At 66.1% G+C, this 17,116-nt stretch carries 15 protein-coding genes; 3 read left to right on the top strand and 12 right to left on the bottom strand.

All coding sequences use genetic code 11. The annotated features are described in order from the left end of the window. Nucleotides 1–6: 6 nt before the first annotated feature. The gene (locus VX037_RS00130) at nt 7–1,368 is read right to left on the bottom strand and encodes a cytochrome P450 (protein ID WP_328712827.1); all 1,362 of its coding nucleotides are present in this window, start codon (nt 1,366–1,368) and stop codon (nt 7–9) included. Between the two features lie 175 nt (nt 1,369–1,543). After that, on the bottom strand, nt 1,544–2,455 hold the full coding sequence (locus VX037_RS00125) for an o-succinylbenzoate synthase (RefSeq protein WP_372512398.1): 912 nt from the start codon (nt 2,453–2,455) through the stop codon (nt 1,544–1,546). 135 nt (nt 2,456–2,590) lie between these two features. Between VX037_RS00125 and VX037_RS00120 the strand changes: the two genes are divergently transcribed. Continuing rightward, nucleotides 2,591–3,523 (top strand): oxygenase MpaB family protein, encoded by a 933-nt coding sequence (locus tag VX037_RS00120; protein ID WP_287015674.1) that lies wholly within the window; start codon nt 2,591–2,593, stop codon nt 3,521–3,523. 158 nt (nt 3,524–3,681) lie between these two features. Here the strand turns inward: VX037_RS00120 and VX037_RS00115 are convergent, their stop codons facing one another. The 3 genes from VX037_RS00115 to VX037_RS00105 form a co-directional block, all read right to left on the bottom strand. Further along, nucleotides 3,682–4,641 carry an 8-oxoguanine DNA glycosylase OGG fold protein gene (locus VX037_RS00115; protein ID WP_328712825.1) on the bottom strand — a complete coding sequence of 320 codons (960 nt, stop codon included), beginning with the start codon at nt 4,639–4,641 and terminating at the stop codon, nt 3,682–3,684. A gap of 49 nt (nt 4,642–4,690) precedes the next feature. Further along, nucleotides 4,691–5,446 (bottom strand): alpha/beta fold hydrolase, encoded by a 756-nt coding sequence (locus VX037_RS00110; protein WP_328712824.1) that lies wholly within the window; start codon nt 5,444–5,446, stop codon nt 4,691–4,693. 87 nt (nt 5,447–5,533) lie between these two features. Next, on the bottom strand, nt 5,534–5,824 hold the full coding sequence (locus VX037_RS00105) for a hypothetical protein (protein ID WP_266061611.1): 291 nt from the start codon (nt 5,822–5,824) through the stop codon (nt 5,534–5,536). Between the two features lie 191 nt (nt 5,825–6,015). Between VX037_RS00105 and VX037_RS00100 the strand changes: the two genes are divergently transcribed. Further along, nucleotides 6,016–6,756 carry a M23 family metallopeptidase gene (locus VX037_RS00100; protein ID WP_328712822.1) on the top strand — a complete coding sequence of 247 codons (741 nt, stop codon included), beginning with the start codon at nt 6,016–6,018 and terminating at the stop codon, nt 6,754–6,756. Nucleotides 6,757–6,775: 19 nt separating this feature from the next. Here VX037_RS00100 and VX037_RS00095 read toward each other — a convergent pair whose 3' ends face one another. The 7 genes from VX037_RS00095 to VX037_RS00065 all read right to left on the bottom strand — a co-directional run bounded on the left by VX037_RS00095 (nt 6,776) and on the right by VX037_RS00065 (nt 15,133). Further along, the gene (locus VX037_RS00095; protein ID WP_328712820.1) at nt 6,776–7,675 is read right to left on the bottom strand and encodes an alpha/beta hydrolase; all 900 of its coding nucleotides are present in this window, start codon (nt 7,673–7,675) and stop codon (nt 6,776–6,778) included. A 388-nt stretch (nt 7,676–8,063) separates the two neighbouring features. Continuing rightward, nucleotides 8,064–9,254: an elongation factor Tu gene (tuf, locus tag VX037_RS00090; RefSeq protein ID WP_235723556.1), complete on the bottom strand. Its 1,191-nt coding sequence runs from the start codon at nt 9,252–9,254 to the stop codon at nt 8,064–8,066. A gap of 115 nt (nt 9,255–9,369) precedes the next feature. Continuing rightward, on the bottom strand, nt 9,370–11,475 hold the full coding sequence (fusA, locus tag VX037_RS00085; RefSeq protein ID WP_235723555.1) for an elongation factor G: 2,106 nt from the start codon (nt 11,473–11,475) through the stop codon (nt 9,370–9,372). Between the two features lie 87 nt (nt 11,476–11,562). Continuing rightward, nucleotides 11,563–12,033 carry a 30S ribosomal protein S7 gene (rpsG, locus tag VX037_RS00080; protein WP_160900582.1) on the bottom strand — a complete coding sequence of 157 codons (471 nt, stop codon included), beginning with the start codon at nt 12,031–12,033 and terminating at the stop codon, nt 11,563–11,565. A 6-nt stretch (nt 12,034–12,039) separates the two neighbouring features. After that, the gene (gene rpsL, locus VX037_RS00075; protein WP_007619326.1) at nt 12,040–12,411 is read right to left on the bottom strand and encodes a 30S ribosomal protein S12; all 372 of its coding nucleotides are present in this window, start codon (nt 12,409–12,411) and stop codon (nt 12,040–12,042) included. A 472-nt stretch (nt 12,412–12,883) separates the two neighbouring features. Beyond that, nucleotides 12,884–13,789 (bottom strand): exodeoxyribonuclease III, encoded by a 906-nt coding sequence (locus VX037_RS00070; RefSeq protein ID WP_328712818.1) that lies wholly within the window; start codon nt 13,787–13,789, stop codon nt 12,884–12,886. A 33-nt stretch (nt 13,790–13,822) separates the two neighbouring features. After that, complete coding sequence (locus VX037_RS00065) at nt 13,823–15,133, bottom strand: ammonium transporter (RefSeq protein ID WP_287015707.1); 1,311 nt, start codon at nt 15,131–15,133, stop codon at nt 13,823–13,825. 169 nt (nt 15,134–15,302) lie between these two features. On the opposite strand from VX037_RS00065, the gene VX037_RS00060 reads away from it, so the two are divergent. Beyond that, complete coding sequence (locus tag VX037_RS00060; RefSeq protein WP_235723553.1) at nt 15,303–16,946, top strand: sigma-54-dependent Fis family transcriptional regulator; 1,644 nt, start codon at nt 15,303–15,305, stop codon at nt 16,944–16,946. Nucleotides 16,947–17,116 lie beyond the last annotated feature (170 nt).

Raw genomic sequence — 17,116 nt, 5'->3', positions numbered from 1 at the left:
CGGGGCTCATCGGCGTCGGAGGTCGACGGGCAGTTTGTCCTTCGGGACCGGCAACGCGCTGTAGTCCATCGGGATCTGGTAGCCCTCGGGCACCGACCATTCGTAGTTGCGCAGCAGGTGATGCAGGATCGTCTTGATCTCCATCTGGCCAAAATACAGCCCGATGCACTTGTGCACGCCGCCACCGAACGGGGTCCAGGCCATGCGATGGCCCTTGTCCTCTTTGCGCTCTGCGCTGAAGCGCTCGGGATCGAACATGTCGGGGTTGGTGAAGAACTCCGGATCACGGTGATTGGTCATCTGCGGCACGGTGACCATCGAGCCCTTCGGCACGAAGAATCCCTGCACCGAGGTGTCCTTGACCGCCATCCGTGGCTGCGCCGGCACCGGCGGACACATCCGCAGCGACTCCTTGAGCACCAGATCGAGAACCGAGAGCTTTCCGAGATCGTCGTAGCCGAGCTCCGGGTTGAGCTCCAGCGACTGTTCACGTGCCCGGCGTTGCCATTCAGGCGACTTCGCCATCCGATACGCCATCTGGGTCATCGTGATCGTCGACGTGTCGTGGGCGGCCATCAGCACGAAGATCATGTGGTTGACGACATCGGCGTCGGTGAACCGCTCCCCCTCATCGCCTTCGACGTGACACAGCACGGAGAACAGGTCGGGGGTCTCACGAGCCCGCTTGGCCGCGATGTTGTCGTAGAAGAACTCCTCGAGCACCCGGCGTCCGCGCAATCCCTTCCACCACCGGCCACCGGGCACCGGCTTGCGGACGTAGGCGACACCGGCGCGCACGGTGTCGATGAACGCCTTGTTGATCTTGTCCGCCTGGTCCTTCGGCAGTTCCAACCCGAGGAACACCTCGAGCGCGACGTCGAGGGTCAGCGATTTGAACTGCTCGAACATCTTCACGTTGCCGGTGGGGAGGTCGGCGACCCGCTCGGCGATCATCGGCTGCATCTCCTGCATGTAGCCCTTGAGTGCCGACGGGGTGAAGGCCTGCTGCAGGATGTGGCGGTGATGACGGTGCTCGTCGAAATCGAGGAGCATGATGCCGCGGTTGAAGAACGGGCCGATGAAGTAGCTCCACGCAGGGCCATTGGCGAAAGCCTTGTCGCGGTTCATCAGGATTTCGTCGGCGGCGCGGGGTCCGGCAGCGATCACCATCTTGACGCCGAGCGCATTGAGTCCGGAGACCTGACCGAGACGGGCGAGGCGTTCGTCGCCAAAGGCGAACGGGTCGCGACGCATCGCCATCATCTCCAGGACACCGTTGCGTTGCGCGCAGGGCACCTCGAGCAGATCACTGCCCGCAGGCGCCGCGGCGAACACCGTGGACTTGACTGCCGTACCCGTCGAGACCATTGCCATTCTCCTCATTCCCCGAAACATCACCATCGATGCTCTGCACCGCGGCGCACAGCTGTGAGCCGCATCGCATAGAACTCTATTGGAACAGAAAACACAAAATGTTTCTAGGGGTTCCGGCGCGCGACGCCGATGGTGCCGGTGAGGACATACGCGCATGTCCTGACGACGTTCAACAGCCAGATCGGGACGCCAGTATCGCGTGGCATCGCCCGAGGCGTTCCCGCCACCAACGATCGCGGTCGGCCGGGGCGCGCACCGCGGCCGGCAAGACCAGGTCCTCACGCAACCACCGTGGCAGCACGGCCCCTTCGGACGGCACGAACGGCTCCGCAACATCGCTGGTGAAGAGCGTTCCGGTGGCCAGCCCACACGCGTGGTCCAGGGTCGGCAGCGCCGCCGCGGCGGCGACCCCGGCCGCCATCCCGACCGCCGAGTCCAACGCCGAGGACACCACCACGGGTAGGCCGATCGATTCGGCCAGAGACAGCGTCGCGCGCATGCCGCCGAGCGGAGCGACCTTGACGACCGCGATATCGGCTGCGTCGGCGGCCACCACGCGATACGGGTCGTCGGCCTTGCGAATCGACTCGTCGGCGGCGATCGGGACGTCGACCGCGCGACGTACCGCGGCCAGTTCCGGCACCGTCGCGCATGGCTGCTCGACGTACTCCACCTCGCCGATGGTCCGGATCGCGGCAATGGCCTCGTCCACCGACCACCCACCGTTGGCGTCGACGCGCACCGAGCCGACGATCTCGCGCGCGGCCGCAACCCGGGCCACGTCGTCGTCCAGACTCTGTCCGTGTTCGGCCACCTTCACCTTCGCCGTCGCGGCACCCGGGTACCGCGACAGGACCTCGGCGACCTGGTCGGCGGGGACCGCGGGCACCGTCGCATTGATCGGCACCCGATCGCGGCGCGGTGCGGGTGGACCGAGATGGGCAGCCTCGATACCGGCTGCCAACCAGTTCGCGGCCTCGTGGTCGCCGTACTCGGTGAACGGCCCGAATTCGCCCCACCCGGCGGGCCCACGGAACACCATCAGCTCGCGCTCGGTGATCCCGCGGAAACGGGTCCGCATAGGCAGGCGGATGACGTGGGCGTCGGCCAGCAGGACGCCGAGCTCGGGCGGGTCAGCCACGAATTCCATCTCCCTACGGGGTTCGCGTTGAAACAAATCTTCCATTCCGTTCCAACCTGGGTTAGTGTTCGTGTCATGTCAGTCAACCAGGACTACGAGCGCGCAATCCGCGAAGCCGAGCCGGTCATCGCCGCCGACGACCCGGACTCTGCCCTGCCATCGCCACGACTGGGCGCGGATTCGCTGATCTGGAAGTTCTACGGAGACAGCCGTGGCGTTCTCGGGTTCCAGCGGTTGGCCGGTACCGAGAACTGCATCGAGCAGCTCGGCCAGGCCGTGCTCGACCATTCGGTCATCTTCGACGACTTCCTCGGCCGGGCCAAGCGCACCGGCCCCCCGGTGATGAAGACCGTGTACAGCACCGAGCCGCAGAAGTGGGGGCGCACAGTCCGCGACTTCCATCGCAACATCAAGGGTGAGATCAGCGACGGCTCGCGCTATCACGCCCTGAACCCGGAACTGTTCTACTGGGCACATGCGACGTTCGTCGACCAGGTCCTCTACATCACCGACACCTTCATTCGCCGGCTGAGCTACGCCGAGAAGGTACAGATCTTCGAGGAAAGCAAGGTCTGGTACGAGCTCTACGGGGTCAGCGCGCGCAGTCAACCGCAGACCTACGAGGAATTCCTCGCGTACTGGGACGACATGCTCAACCGGTTCATCCCGCACAAGACGGTCGTCTACGCGACGGGCTACATCCGGCAGGGGCTCCCCCGGCCGAAGAAGGTTCCGGCACCGGTGTGGAATGTCGTCTCCGCACCACTGAACGCCTTCCTGCGCACCGTCATCGTCGGCACCCTTCCGCAACAGATGCGTGACGTCTGCGGCCTCGAGTGGAACGACAAGCGCGAGCGCAACTTCCAACGCTTCGCGCGGATCATGCGGACCCTGAACCCGGTGTTCAACCGTCTGCCGCTGCGGTGGCTCTACGTGCCGTGGGCCTACCGCGCGTGGCAGGAGGTCGGCGTGGACCCGCGACCACTGCACAACACGCCGGCCGCCTGAAAGACACCGACGTCTCCTCGCCCGGGGACCACCACCAGTCGACCGGGCGCCGCTCCGGCGTTTGACTGGGCTCCCATTCCCGGTTGACTGGCCGCCATTCCCGTTGAGTGGGCGCCGTTTTCGGTCGACTGGGCACGAGAACCTGGTCTTGTGGGCCATCATCCCGCGCGGTAGCGACTGTCGTAGCGATACGAGTCCTCGTCGACGTATGTCTCCCGCGGGGGCCGGACGCGTGGCGAGGCGCCCAGATCCCCGTCGAGCGCTTTGCTGATGATGGGTCCGATCCTGGCGAAATCTGCAGCGGCCGTGGACATCGGATAGGCATCGGCGATCAACGCCATCCAGTGGTGGATCTGACGCAGGTCGTCGGCGGCCAGCGGACCGTTGACCCAGTTGTCGGACTGCCAGGTCTCCCGCTGCCAGGCCTGCCACGGGTAGTCGGCGTCAGCGGGTGGTGACACCGAGTAGAGCCCGCGGACGATCACGTCGTTGCGGTCGGCGCCACACTCGACTCGCCAGCGGGACACCAGTTCGGTGTAGGCGGCGTAGTCCTGCGCATTCCAATTGGTGGCCGAGAACCTTTTCCATCCGGCACGTCGGACGGTGCGCGCGATCTTTCCGTCGAGTACCTGACTGGGATGGCGGGGAGCGCCGGCGCCGGCAAAGTAGAGGAACCAGGTGAATCCGGTTGGGCCGAGGCGATCGATCTCCTGGCTTCCGCGATCCGGTTTGAGCAGATCAAAGGCCACCGCCGGGTCCTCCCGACCCGCCTGCGCGGCCTCCTGCAGGAGGCCGCCGATCCGCTGACGATCTGTCGCCACGGCGACCATGCGTCGTTTGTTCTCGTTCCATCGTCGACCATGGCAGAAGGCAATGGTGTTCCACAGCAGGTTGATGGCACCCTCGGGTGATGCCAACGCTGAGTCGGCGAGCCCGAACAGCTGTGTGCGCGAGATGGTGTCACCGATCAGCGCTCCGGGTAACCCATGCTCGGCAAGTTGATCCGACCACCAGGGGCGGTCAATCACGACGGAGTCGGCGAGGAGCTCCGCGCCGCGGTCGCCGGCGGCAAGCCATTCGGTGAGGACGGTTGGCGGGTGGACGGCTTTGGATGTCATGTTCATTGGACGCAGCCGAGGGCCGACCGGTTCCGTCGAATTGCCCCGATCAGTGTTGCCGTAGGAATCCCCCAGCAGCAGAAGCAAATTCGGCCGGTTTGTCGCGGTGTATGCTGTGGCCCGCATCGATCGCGACGAACCGCGCATCCGGCAGCGCCTCGCTGAGGGTGCGCAGATGACGTGACGGCAAGAAGCTCCGCGCGCCACCGGAGATGATCAGGGTGGAAGCGGCGACGACGTCCAACCGTGCCCACCACTGAGGGTCGGCGGTCTCGAACTGTGGCGCCACCTCCTCGCCCACCCGCCGATCGAACCGGATCAGTGGCCATGGGTTACGCACCGCGGCACCGATGCCACGTACCCGTTCACCGAGCGTCGCCGCGACGACAATGCCCTCGTCCACATGCGCCTGATCGCGCGGCATCGGCGGTATCTCCTCGAGGACGAGGCGGCGGACGCGTCCGGGTGCCTCCATCGCCAAGCGGAGCGCGGTGTGCGCGCCCAGCGAATGTGCGACGATGTCGGCCACCCCGATGTCGAGCCCGTCGAGCACAAAATGAAGGTCGTCGCGGAAGTCGTTGAGCAGATATGTCTGCGCGTGACCGCTGCGACCGTGTCCGCGCAGGTCGACCGAGATCACCCGCCGACCCTCGCGACGGAGCGCAGCCGCGAACCCACGCCACGTCGTGTGATCGCCGGCCATGCCATGCACCAGCAGCACTGGCGGGCGGCGCTCGTCGCCACCGGACACCCGAACCGCCAGGGCCAGGTCGCCGGTCGAGCTCGATCGATGCAGCACACGCACCCTTGTCTCCTACGCCAGTCGACGGACGGACCGCAAGTTCGGGTGTGCCTCTGTCAGCATCACGACGCGCAACAGAACACTGCGACGTCAGTCTTCGCCTCCCGGTCGCGCGACGTCGGCCTCCCACCTGCGCCGGCGTTCGTCCTCGGTCTGCTCCCACCACGGCGTACCACGCTCCCCCAACGCAACCTTCGCCGCCTGCACACCCCGCCGAGACTCGGGCGCGCCCCTCGTACGTCTCACCTCGCGACGCCATGCCATCAGGATCGACTGCAACTCAGACCGCCGCTCCTCGGGGATCAGCGGATCGGTCGCGCGCCACTTCCGACCGTCGACGATGACATGCCGGCCGTCTGGCGTTCGTTCTGGATCGGCCACGAGTTCCACTGTGCCACGGAGATGTTCGGCGGGCGTGACCTACCTCTCCCACACCGTCTGACCAGTGCTTTCTGGCACGCGATGGCTCACCTCTCAGGCTCTGCTTATGCCCATATGGGTAACCTCGCCGTGTCCTTGCCGATACCGAAACGTTATTCAAACCGATACTGACAACCGAGACGGACGACGCTGTGCCTCACCACCGCCTGAACCCCCACACCTCGACGCGGCCCACCACCCGCGCACTCCTCGACGCACCATCGCGAACCCGGCCACCCGGTCGGCATCGGGCCACCCCGCAGTCCCGCACCCGGACGACCCTCCGAACCGGCGCGCTCGCGGCATTCGTCGGTGCCGTCGGGCTGACGGCCGGCACCGCAGCACAGGCACATGCGCAGCCCGCTCCCCAGCCGCATATCCCGACGAAGATCGCGCTGCCCGACGACGTCAAGCTACCGGCCGGACTGGTACTGCCGCCTGAGATCGACGACCTCGCCCACGATGTCCTGCCCCCGTCGGTGTTCGCCCCCGGCACGCCAGGCATCAAGAGCGCAGTGAAGCCGGTCAGCGGCACCGTGACCTCCGGTTACGGCCCCCGATGGGGCACCCACCACAACGGAGTCGACATCGCCAACAAGGTCGGCACACCCATCTACGCCGTCACCGACGGCGTGGTCCTCGAGTCCGGCCCGGCCTCCGGGTTCGGGCAGTGGGTTCGCGTGAAGCAGGACGACGGCACCATCGGCGTCTTCGGTCACGTCGATCAGAGCTTCGTTCATCCCGGCCAGAAGGTACGCGCCGGTCAGAAGATCGCGACCGTCGGCAACAGCGGCCAATCCACCGGCCCCCACCTGCACTATGAGGTCTGGGATGCCAACGGCACCAAGATCAACCCGCAGGTCTGGCTCAACAAGCGCGGTGTCCATCCGTGACGGTCGACTGTCAACCTGATCAGTCGCGGAACCACCCACTGCGCTTGGCCGTGAACACCATGTCCTGCCAATAGCCCCACTGGTGGGTACCGACCGCCGGGAAGTCGGTGCTGATGCGGATGCCCTGGACAGCGGCCGCCACCTCGAACGTACGGGTCTGCGCAAGCGAGATGACCTCGAGCGGTGTGCCCTTGACCGACCCGATGACGTCGGTGTTGTACTTGCCCCATAGCCCCGATGCCGCGCCGACCCGTATGCGCATACCCCGCATACGTTGCAGTTGTGCCACGGAGTCATTGGCGATCCAGCGCGCATCCCAGGGCGGACCCCACATGGCGTCGGCGCTGAACGGCCCCACGCCGGCCGCCAATCCCGCATCGATCAGGGCCAACCGAACGGCTGTGCGCATGGTCGGCGCCGACGGGTTGAGGAACCCGGACATCGAGAAGACATGCGAGATCCGCTTGCGGTGGTAGGCGCCGAAGATCATGGCGGCGTTGCCGCCCATGGAGATTCCCATCATCGCGTACTTGGCGCGGGGACCCACGGCCAACCCGCGGGCATCGAGCTCGCGGATGATGGTGTTCAGCCGACACGTCCAGCGATAGCGGTATTTCACCTTGCTTCGCGGGCTCGCGGCGTTCCAGTCGGTGTAGAAGCTCGCGAGACCACCGACCGGCTCCACGACGTTGACGCCCGTGTTGGCTATTCGTTGGATGTTCGTCTCATGCCGCCAACCGCTGATGTCGCCGGTCGCGCGCAGCCCGTCGAGGGCGATGACGGTCTTGTAGTTACCCCACCGCGTCCACATGTCGACCGGGGTGGCCGGCATGCCGCACCCCGAGACATAGAACCGCCCGAAGGACGCCGCATTCGCGCTCCCGGCCTCCAAGGAGCCGAACCCGACGATGGTGGCCATGACGAGCGGACAGACGAGTGATCGACGCCTCTTCGCCAGACGGCGTGGGCGCATGGAGAGTACCGGCACCGCAGAACCGTAATCCGTTGCGCGACTGGGTCGCCACAGCTGTGACCAGAGCAGCGACAGACCGAAACCGGCCTGTTACCAAAGTGGCGCATGTTGCTGGAGTGACTGCAGGACGCGGGTTCTCTCGGATGCCGCAGGTCACCTCGGAGAACGCGGCTAGTCGACGACCCGCGTGACCCGAAGCGAACCGCGCGATCGAAGAGAACCCGCGCGAACCCGGCCGGCCCGCGCCGGCGGGCGGACATGCGAAAGGCGCCCGGCCACTTTCGTGACCGGGCGCCTTCTCGACTCAGTGAGTCAGATCGTCAGGAGGAGAACCTCACTTGTTGATCTTCGTGACTCGACCCGCACCGACGGTGCGGCCACCCTCGCGGATGGCGAAACGCAGGCCCTCGTCCATGGCGACCGGCTGGATGAGCTTGACGCTCATCTCGGTGTTGTCGCCCGGCATGACCATCTCGGTGCCCTCGGGGAGGGTCACGACGCCGGTCACGTCGGTGGTACGGAAGTAGAACTGCGGACGGTAGTTGTTGAAGAACGGGGTGTGGCGTCCACCCTCGTCCTTGCTCAGGATGTAGGCCTGGCCCTCGAACTCCGTGTGCGGAGTCGTGGTGCCCGGCTTCACGATGACCTGACCGCGCTCGACGTCCTCACGCTTGAGGCCGCGCAACAGCAGACCGGCGTTGTCGCCCGCCTGTGCCGAGTCGAGCAGCTTGTGGAACATCTCGATACCGGTGACGGTGGTCTTGGTGGACTTGTCACGGATGCCGACGATCTCGACTTCCTCGTTCACGTTGACCTCGCCGCGCTCCACACGACCGGTGACCACGGTGCCGCGGCCGGTGATGGTGAAGACGTCCTCGACGGGCATCAGGAACGGCTTGTCGGTCTCGCGGACCGGGTCCGGGATGGACTCGTCGACGGCCGACATGAGCTCCTCGACCGACTTGACCCACTCGGCGTCGCCCTCGAGCGCCTTGAGCGCCGAGACCTTCACGACCGGTGCTTCCTCGTCGAACTCCTGGGCGGCCAGCAGTTCGCGGACCTCCATCTCGACGAGTTCGATGATCTCGTCGTCGTCGACCATGTCGGCCTTGTTCAGGGCGACCAGGATGTAGGGCACACCGACCTGGCGGGCCAGCAGCACGTGCTCACGGGTCTGCGGCATCGGGCCGTCAGTGGCGGCGACCACGAGGATCGCGCCGTCCATCTGAGCGGCACCGGTGATCATGTTCTTGATGTAGTCAGCGTGACCGGGGGCGTCAACGTGTGCGTAGTGACGCTTGTCGGTCTCGTACTCCACGTGCGAGATGTTGATCGTGATACCACGAGCCTTCTCTTCCGGAGCCTTGTCGATCTGATCGAACGCAAAGCTCTGGTTGAGCTCCGGGAACTTGTCGTGCAGCACCTTGGTGATGGCCGCGGTCAGCGTGGTCTTGCCGTGGTCGACGTGACCGATGGTGCCGATGTTCACGTGCGGCTTGGTCCGCTCGAACTTCGCCTTCGCCACTTTGTTTGTCCTCCTGGACTGTTGTTGTCCTGCTGGGCGGATCCCAGCAGGAGTTCTTCACTTACGTTGTGCGCCCGCTTGTGGGCCAGCGCGTTTCGCGATGGGTCGCGACGAATTACTCGCCGGTCGCCTTCGCGATGATTTCCTTCGACACGTTCGACGGAACCTCCGCGTACGAGTCGAACACCATGGAGTAGTTTGCCCGGCCCTGGGTCTTCGACCGAAGGTCTCCGATGTAGCCGAACATCTCCGACAGCGGCACCTGTGCCTTTACGACACGCGCACCGCTGCGCTCCTCCATGGCCTGGATCTGGCCACGGCGGGAGTTCAAATCGCCGATCACGTCACCCATGTAGTCCTCGGGCGTGGTGACCTCGACAGCCATGATCGGCTCGAGGATCACCGGACCGGCCAGCTTGGCAGCTTCCTTCAGAACCTGCTGACCAGCGATCTTGAAGGCCATTTCCGACGAGTCGACGTCGTGATACTGGCCGTCGAGCAGGGTGGCCTTGATGTTGACCAGCGGGTATCCCGCCAGCACGCCGTACTGCATGGCGTCCTGGATGCCGGCGTCCACCGACGGGATGTACTCGCGGGGCACGCGGCCACCGGTGACGGCGTTGTCGAACTCGTAGGTCGCGCCGTCCTCGGCGTCGACCAGCGGCTCGAGCTTGACGATCACCTTCGCGAACTGGCCGGAACCACCGGTCTGCTTCTTGTGGGTGTACTCGTGCTTGTCGACCGCCTTGCGAATGGTCTCGCGGTAGGCGACCTGCGGCTTGCCGACGTTGGCCTCGACCTTGAACTCACGCCGCATACGGTCGACCAGGATGTCGAGGTGGAGTTCGCCCATACCGCCGATGACGGTCTGGCCGGTCTCGTCGTCGAGCTGGACGGTGAACGTCGGGTCCTCTTCGGCGAGCTTCTGGATCGCGGTACCGAGCTTCTCCTGGTCGGACTTGGTCTTCGGCTCGATGGAGACGTTGATGACCGGGTCCGGGAAGCTCATCGACTCAAGCACGATCGGAGCGTTCGGATCGCACAGGGTGTCACCGGTGGTGGTGTCCTTGAGACCGATCATCGCGTAGATGTGGCCCGCGGTGGCATCCTCGACCGGGTTCTCCTTGTTGGCATGCATCTGGAAGAGCTTGCCGATGCGTTCCTTCTTGCCCTTGGTCGCGTTGAGGACCTGGGTGCCCGCGTTGATGCGGCCCGAGTAGACACGCACGAAGGTCAGCTTGCCGAAGAACGGGTGCGCCGCGATCTTGAACGCCAGGGCCGAGAACGGCTCGTCCGACGACGGCTTACGCGACATCTCCTCTTCCTCGTTGCCGACGGCGTGACCCTCGACCGAGGGGACGTCGAGCGGCGACGGGAGGTAGTCGATGACCGCGTCCAGCATCGGCTGGACACCCTTGTTCTTGAACGCGGAGCCGCAGATCACCGGGTAGTACTCACGCGCGATGGTGAGCTTACGGATGGCGCCCTTGATCTCCTCGACGGAGAGCTCTTCGCCACCGAAGTACTTCTCCAGCAACGCTTCGTCGGACTCGGCGACGGTCTCGAGCAGCTTCTCGCGGTACTCGGCGGCCTGGTCGGCCAGATCCGCGGGGATCTCCTCGATGGTCGGCTCGGCGCCGATCTCGACGGTGCCGCGCCAGGTGATCGCCTTCTGCTCGATCAGGTCGACGACGCCGTCGAAGGAGTCCTCGGCACCGATCGGCAGCTGCAGCACGAGCGGCTTGGCACCGAGGCGCTCCTCGATCGTGCGCACGGTGAAGAAGAAGTCCGCACCGAGCTTGTCCATCTTGTTGACGAAGCAGATGCGCGGGACCTCGTACTTCTCCGCCTGCCGCCAGACCTGCTCGGACTGCGGCTCGACGCCCTCTTTGCCGTCGAACACGGCTACGGCGCCATCGAGCACACGCAGGCTGCGCTCCACCTCGACGGTGAAGTCGACGTGCCCGGGGGTGTCGATGATGTTGATCTGGTTCTTGTTCCAGAAACAGGTGACGGCCGCGGAGGTGATGGTGATACCCCGCTCCTTCTCCTGCTCCATCCAGTCGGTGGTCGAGGCACCGTCGTGGGTCTCACCGATCTTGTAGTTCACACCGGTGTAGAAGAGGATTCGCTCGGTTGCGGTGGTCTTGCCGGCATCGATGTGGGCCATGATGCCGATGTTGCGAACCTTTTTGAGGTCGCTGAGCACTTCCTGTGCCACGTGGTTTCCCTTCGGGAATTGTGGTTGATCTTCAGGGTTGTCGCTCCGCCCGACGCGATCATGATCGCGGCCGGGCGGAGCAGGTTGTCACCAGCGGTAGTGCGCGAACGCCCGGTTGGCCTCGGCCATCTTGTGGGTGTCCTCACGACGCTTGACCGAAGCGCCGAGACCGTTGGAGGCGTCGAGCAGCTCGTTGGCCAGACGCTCGACCATCGTCTTCTCACGACGCTGACGGCTGAAGGTCACCAACCAGCGCAAGGCGAGGGTGTTGGCGCGGTTCGGCTTCACCTCGACCGGCACCTGGTAGGTGGCACCACCGACGCGGCGGCTCTTCACCTCGAGGGTCGGCTTGACGTTGTCGAGGGCACGCTTGAGCGTGATGACCGGATCGGTGCCGGTCTTCTCGCGGGCCTGCTCGAGAGCCTGGTAGACGATGCGCTCGGCGGTCGACTTCTTGCCGTCGAGCAGGATCTTGTTGACGAGCTGGGTGACCAACGGCGAGCCATAGACGGGGTCGCTGATCAGCGGGCGCTTGGGTGCGGGTCCTTTACGTGGCATGACTTATCAGTTCCCCTTCTTCGCGCCGTAGCGGCTGCGGGCCTGCTTGCGGTCCTTGACACCCTGGGTGTCGAGCGAGCCGCGGATGACCTTGTAGCGCACACCGGGCAGGTCCTTCACACGACCGCCGCGGACGAGCACCATCGAGTGCTCCTGCAGGTTGTGGCCCTCACCCGGGATGTAAGCGGTGACCTCGACGGAGCTGGTCAGGCGCACACGGGCGACCTTGCGCAGCGCGGAGTTCGGCTTCTTCGGGGTGGTGGTGTAGACGCGGGTGCACACGCCACGACGCTGCGGGCTCCCCTTGAGGGCCGCGGTCTTGGTCTTGGCAGCCTTGTCGTGACGGCCCTTGCGGACCAGCTGATTGATGGTTGGCACTAGGTGTTCTTTCCTTTGTCGGCAGTGATCGCCGGTCACCGGGTTCGATGTCCGACATCCTGTGTAGTTGTCTCGCTGCGGTTGGTGCTCCGGGCAAGCATCGACAACCGTTTCCGATTACGTTGCTTCCACAACTCGCCCCACCAGCACGTACGCGCTGGTCAGTACAATTTTGCTACCCCGGGGTCGGGCGTGTCATACGCTCGACGACGGTTTCGCCTGTCAGTCCACCTGCCCCGGGTGTCCCCGGGCATGCGGACTGGCCCAGCATGAGCCGGGCACCGGCGATCCACTCTACCGATGCAGTTTGCACAGGTCAAAAAACTGTGCAAGCCGTCGAACAGATCATCGCCGGGAAGTGAACGGGCGGTGATCGGCCCGTGCTCGGTTCCTGCCCCGGGTATCGCCATCTCCCCCGAAAACGGGCGGAGAATCTACGACTTCCAGAAGGAAGAACTCGCAGTTCATAGGGCTATTCGCCCGGCTCGACGGACTGCGGGAGCCGCACCGCCCCACCGCCGCGCTTCGCCGGATTCGACGGTGGCGGCACCACCGGCCCGATGTCACCGTCCGGGGCGGTGTCGAGATCAACCATCACCGGCGCGTGATCGCTCGGTTTGGAGCCCTTCCGGGCCTGTCGGTCGATCCAGGCCGCCGCCACCCGCCGCGCGATCGGCGCACCCGCCAGGATGAGGTCGATGCGCATACCGAGGTCCTTGTGGAACATCCCGGCCCGGTAGTCCCAGTAGCTGAAGACGCGGTCGTCGGGCCAGCGGTCACGAACCACGTCGTGCAGCCCCAACGCGGTCAACGCCGACAGGGCGCCCCGTTCGGGGTCGGTGACGTGGGTGTGCCCGACGTAGGCGGCCGGGTCGAAGAGGTCGGCGTCGGCGGGCGCGATGTTCATGTCGCCGCACAACATCGTGTTCGCCGCGGCGTCGTCGCCGTCACCGGCCGCCACCGCATCACGCAACCGCGCCAGCCAGTCCAGTTTGTAGTGGTAGTGGTCGGAATCCGGGGTACGCCCGTTGGGCACGTACAACGAGTAGATGCGCACTCCCCCGCACACCGCCGACACCGCGCGGGCCTCGGTGGGTGAATCCGGCTCGGGATAGCCGGGCACGTTCTCGAATCCGCCGCGGACGTCCTCGAGACCGACCTTCGACAGCAGCGCCACCCCGTTCCATTGTCCTTGTCCCACATGGGCGATCTCGTAGCCGCGCTCGGCCAGGTCCGCGCCGAGAGTCTCGTGGAAGGCGTCGTCGGAGAGCTTGGTCTCCTGCAGGCAGACGACATCGGGTGCGCGCTGATCGAGCCACGGCAACAACCGCGGAATCCGCTGCTTGACCGAGTTCACATTCCAGGTCGCGACACGCATGGGCTCCACGGTAGCGGGGCCGGTTTCACCACCTCACGTGCCGACGTCGACGCGTCCGCCACGCGGTGTGTGGAAGTCGTAGGCCGATTCGGCATGCTGTGCGTCGTCGATGCCGTCGAGTTCATGTTGCGGGTCCGCGCGCAGGCCGAGCGTGTACTTCAGTGCCAGCCCGATCACCGCGGTCACTGCCAACGCATACGCCAACACCACCACGACGGCGACGGCCTGACGCCAGAGCTGATCGAGGCCGCCACCGTAGAGCAGACCGTCGACGCCGGCCGGTGTCGACGAACTGGCGACCAGCCCCACCATCAGCATCCCGACCACGCCGCTGACGAAGTGCACACCGACCACGTCGAGCGAGTCGTCGTAGCCCCAGCGGAATTTCAGCTCGATCGCGTAGGAGGCGACCGCCCCGGCCACCGCGCCCACCGCGAGCGCACCGATCGGGGTGACCGACGAACACGACGGCGTGATGGCCACCAGTCCGGCGACGACGCCGGAGGCGGCGCCGAACGACGTGGGCCGACCGTGGCGGACCCGTTCGACGATCAGCCACGCCACCATCGACGTCGCGCCGGCACCGAGGGTGTTGGCGGTGATCATCGCGGCCGAACCGTTGGCCGCCAGCGTCGATCCCGCGTTGAAGCCAAACCACCCGAACCAGAGCAGTCCGGCGCCGAGCATGACGAACGGCAGATTGTGCGGGCGCATCGGATCCCGTGGCCAGCCCGCACGCCGCCCCAGCAGCAGTGCGATCACCAGCGCCGATGCGCCCGAGTTGATCTCGACGACGGTTCCGCCGGCGAAGTCGATCGCATGCAGATGGGTGGCGATCCAGCCGCCGCGCTCGGCGGTCAGGCCCGGGGCGCTGAACACCCAGTGCGCAACCGGGACATAGACGAGCAGGCACCACAATCCGGCGAAGATCAGCCAGGACGTGAACTTCATCCGATCGGCGACCGCGCCGGCGACGAGCGCGACGGTGACCATCGCGAAGCCCGCCTGGAAGGCCACGAACAGTACGGCCGGGATAGTCCCCACCAGCGGCATACCAGCGCTGTCGGCGCCACCGGAACCGAAATGGCCGAAGAGGTCTCGTAGGCCGGCGAAGGTGATCGGGTTGCCGATCACGCCACCGTGGTCCGGCCCGAAGGCCATCGAGTAGCCCACCGCCACCCACACGATCCACACGATGGGCACCGCCGAGAAGCACATCATCATCATGTTGAGCACGCTCTTGGAACGCACCATGCCGCCGTAGAACAGACCGAGGGCCGGAGTCATCAACAAAACGAGCGCAAAGGCCGCCAACAGCCAGGCGGTGTCGGCCGCGTCGGGCATGCCGGTGGCGGGGAACGTGTTCACGGCGAACACCATACGGTTCGGGATGCGGGTCCTGACCAGCACGTTCGCGCTGTGCCCGATTCGTCCGATCACCACGCCTCGGGGTCAACCGAGGACCGGCCGACAACGGCGGCGGCTTTCCTCCGCGCGCCATCTGTGCCATTTTGTGACTATCGACACACTGCAGAAGCGCCCCGACGGAACCCCGGTACGAGCTGTCATCGACCACTCGTGGCGGCGCTCCGCGTTGTCGGGTGTGCGCCCTGACGACCCGACGCCAACCGTGCTGGTGGACACCGCGAGCGCCGATCCGCTGCTGGACGCGGCACGGCCGGTCCTCGACGACGCGGCCGCGCGTCTGGCCGACACCAACATGTCGCTGCTGTTGGTCGATCACGAGTGCCGCATGGTCTCGCGAGTCGCGTTCGGCAGTGCCATCGAACGCACGCTCGACGACCTCGGCGCCGCACCCGGGATGCCGTTCGGGGAGGAGATCGTCGGCACCACCGCGCTGGGCACTCCCGCCGAGATCCGCGGTGGGATCGCGGTCAACAGCAGTGAGCACTATCTCGAACGGTTCAAGTCGATCAGTTGCTTCGGTCAGCCGATCGTCCATCCGGCCACCCGACGACTGGCCGGCATCATCTGCATGTCGGAGACGGCCGAGCACATCAACCCTCTGGCCGTGCCTTTCATCAACGGCATCGTCGCCGACATCGCCGACCGCCTGCTGGACCGTTCGCGCGCCCACCAGCGTCGGGTTCTCGATGCGTTCCAGCGCGCCGCGCCCCGACGCGACATCGCGGTCGCCGCGATCGGCGACGACCTGCAACTGACCAACGCGCCGGCCGCCGAGCTGCTCTCACCCGCCGACATCGGGGCCCTGCGGGTACTCGCCACCGAGCCGACGCTGCGCGCGATGGTGGTGCCGCTGACGCTGGTGTCCGGCGCCGAGGTCGAGGTCGGAGTGGAACCGGTCGCCGGGGTCGGCGGCGCGGCATTGTTCCGGTTCCGCCCGGCCGCGCACACCTCGCCGAGACCCGCTGCGGCGACCCGCACCGCACCGGCGGCCGCGACCACCATCGCGGTCACCGGTGAGCCCGGCACCGGCCGCACCACCGAGGCGCGCGCGCTCGCCGCCGACCACGGGTCCGGACCGACCCTGACGGTCGACGTCGCCGAGGATCTGATCTGCGGCCGCGACCCCGACATCGTCGATTCGATCGCGCGGGCCCGATCCGGACGGGTACCGCTCATCGTCGACGGCGTGGACCTGCTCGACGATCGTTCGATCACGCTGCTCACCAAGGCGGCGGCGTCGTGGTCGGGGTGCCCGCTCATCGTGGTGAGCGCCCCGCGCGAGCACGTCACCGCCGGCGTGGCCGCATTGATCGGCAGATGCGGGCGCCGCGTCGATCTGTCTCCGCTCCGGCAGCGCAGTTCTGATCTGGCCGCCACCGCCAGCGCGGTCCTGCAGCGCCTGGCCCCGGGGATGCGACTGTCCGGCAACGCAACCGACGCCCTGCTGTGTCAGGACTGGCCCGGCAACATTGCCGAGTTGGATGCGGTGCTGCGTCAGGCCGCGCAGTCGTGTGCGGCCCGGGCGGCGCGCATCGTCGAGCCCGCCGACCTCCCGCCCACCTACCGCACCACCAGTCGGGCCGCGCATCTGTCCGGGCGCGAGCAGGCCGAGCGGGTCGCGATCGTCGACGCGCTCGACCACGCCGGCGGCAACAAGGTGCATGCCGCACGCGAACTCGGGATCAGCCGCACCACGTTGTACGCCCGGATGCGTGCGCTCGGGATCTGAGTCACCCGGAAATTCTCTGGCCGTGCGGCCGCCGGGACCGGATTAGGCGCGGTGTTCAACGTACTGTTCAGTTTCTGGACAGCGCACTCCCGGCCGATGGTGGCAGAAATGAAGCAGGTCACAACTATGACCCAGATCACTTGAGATCTAGCCACCTGACCAGGAGGTTT

The organism is Gordonia sp. Z-3 (genome assembly GCF_036233855.1).
In the GTDB taxonomy this organism is placed as follows: domain Bacteria; phylum Actinomycetota; class Actinomycetes; order Mycobacteriales; family Mycobacteriaceae; genus Gordonia; species Gordonia tangerina.
This window is presented reverse-complemented; position numbering and strand designations above follow the sequence as displayed.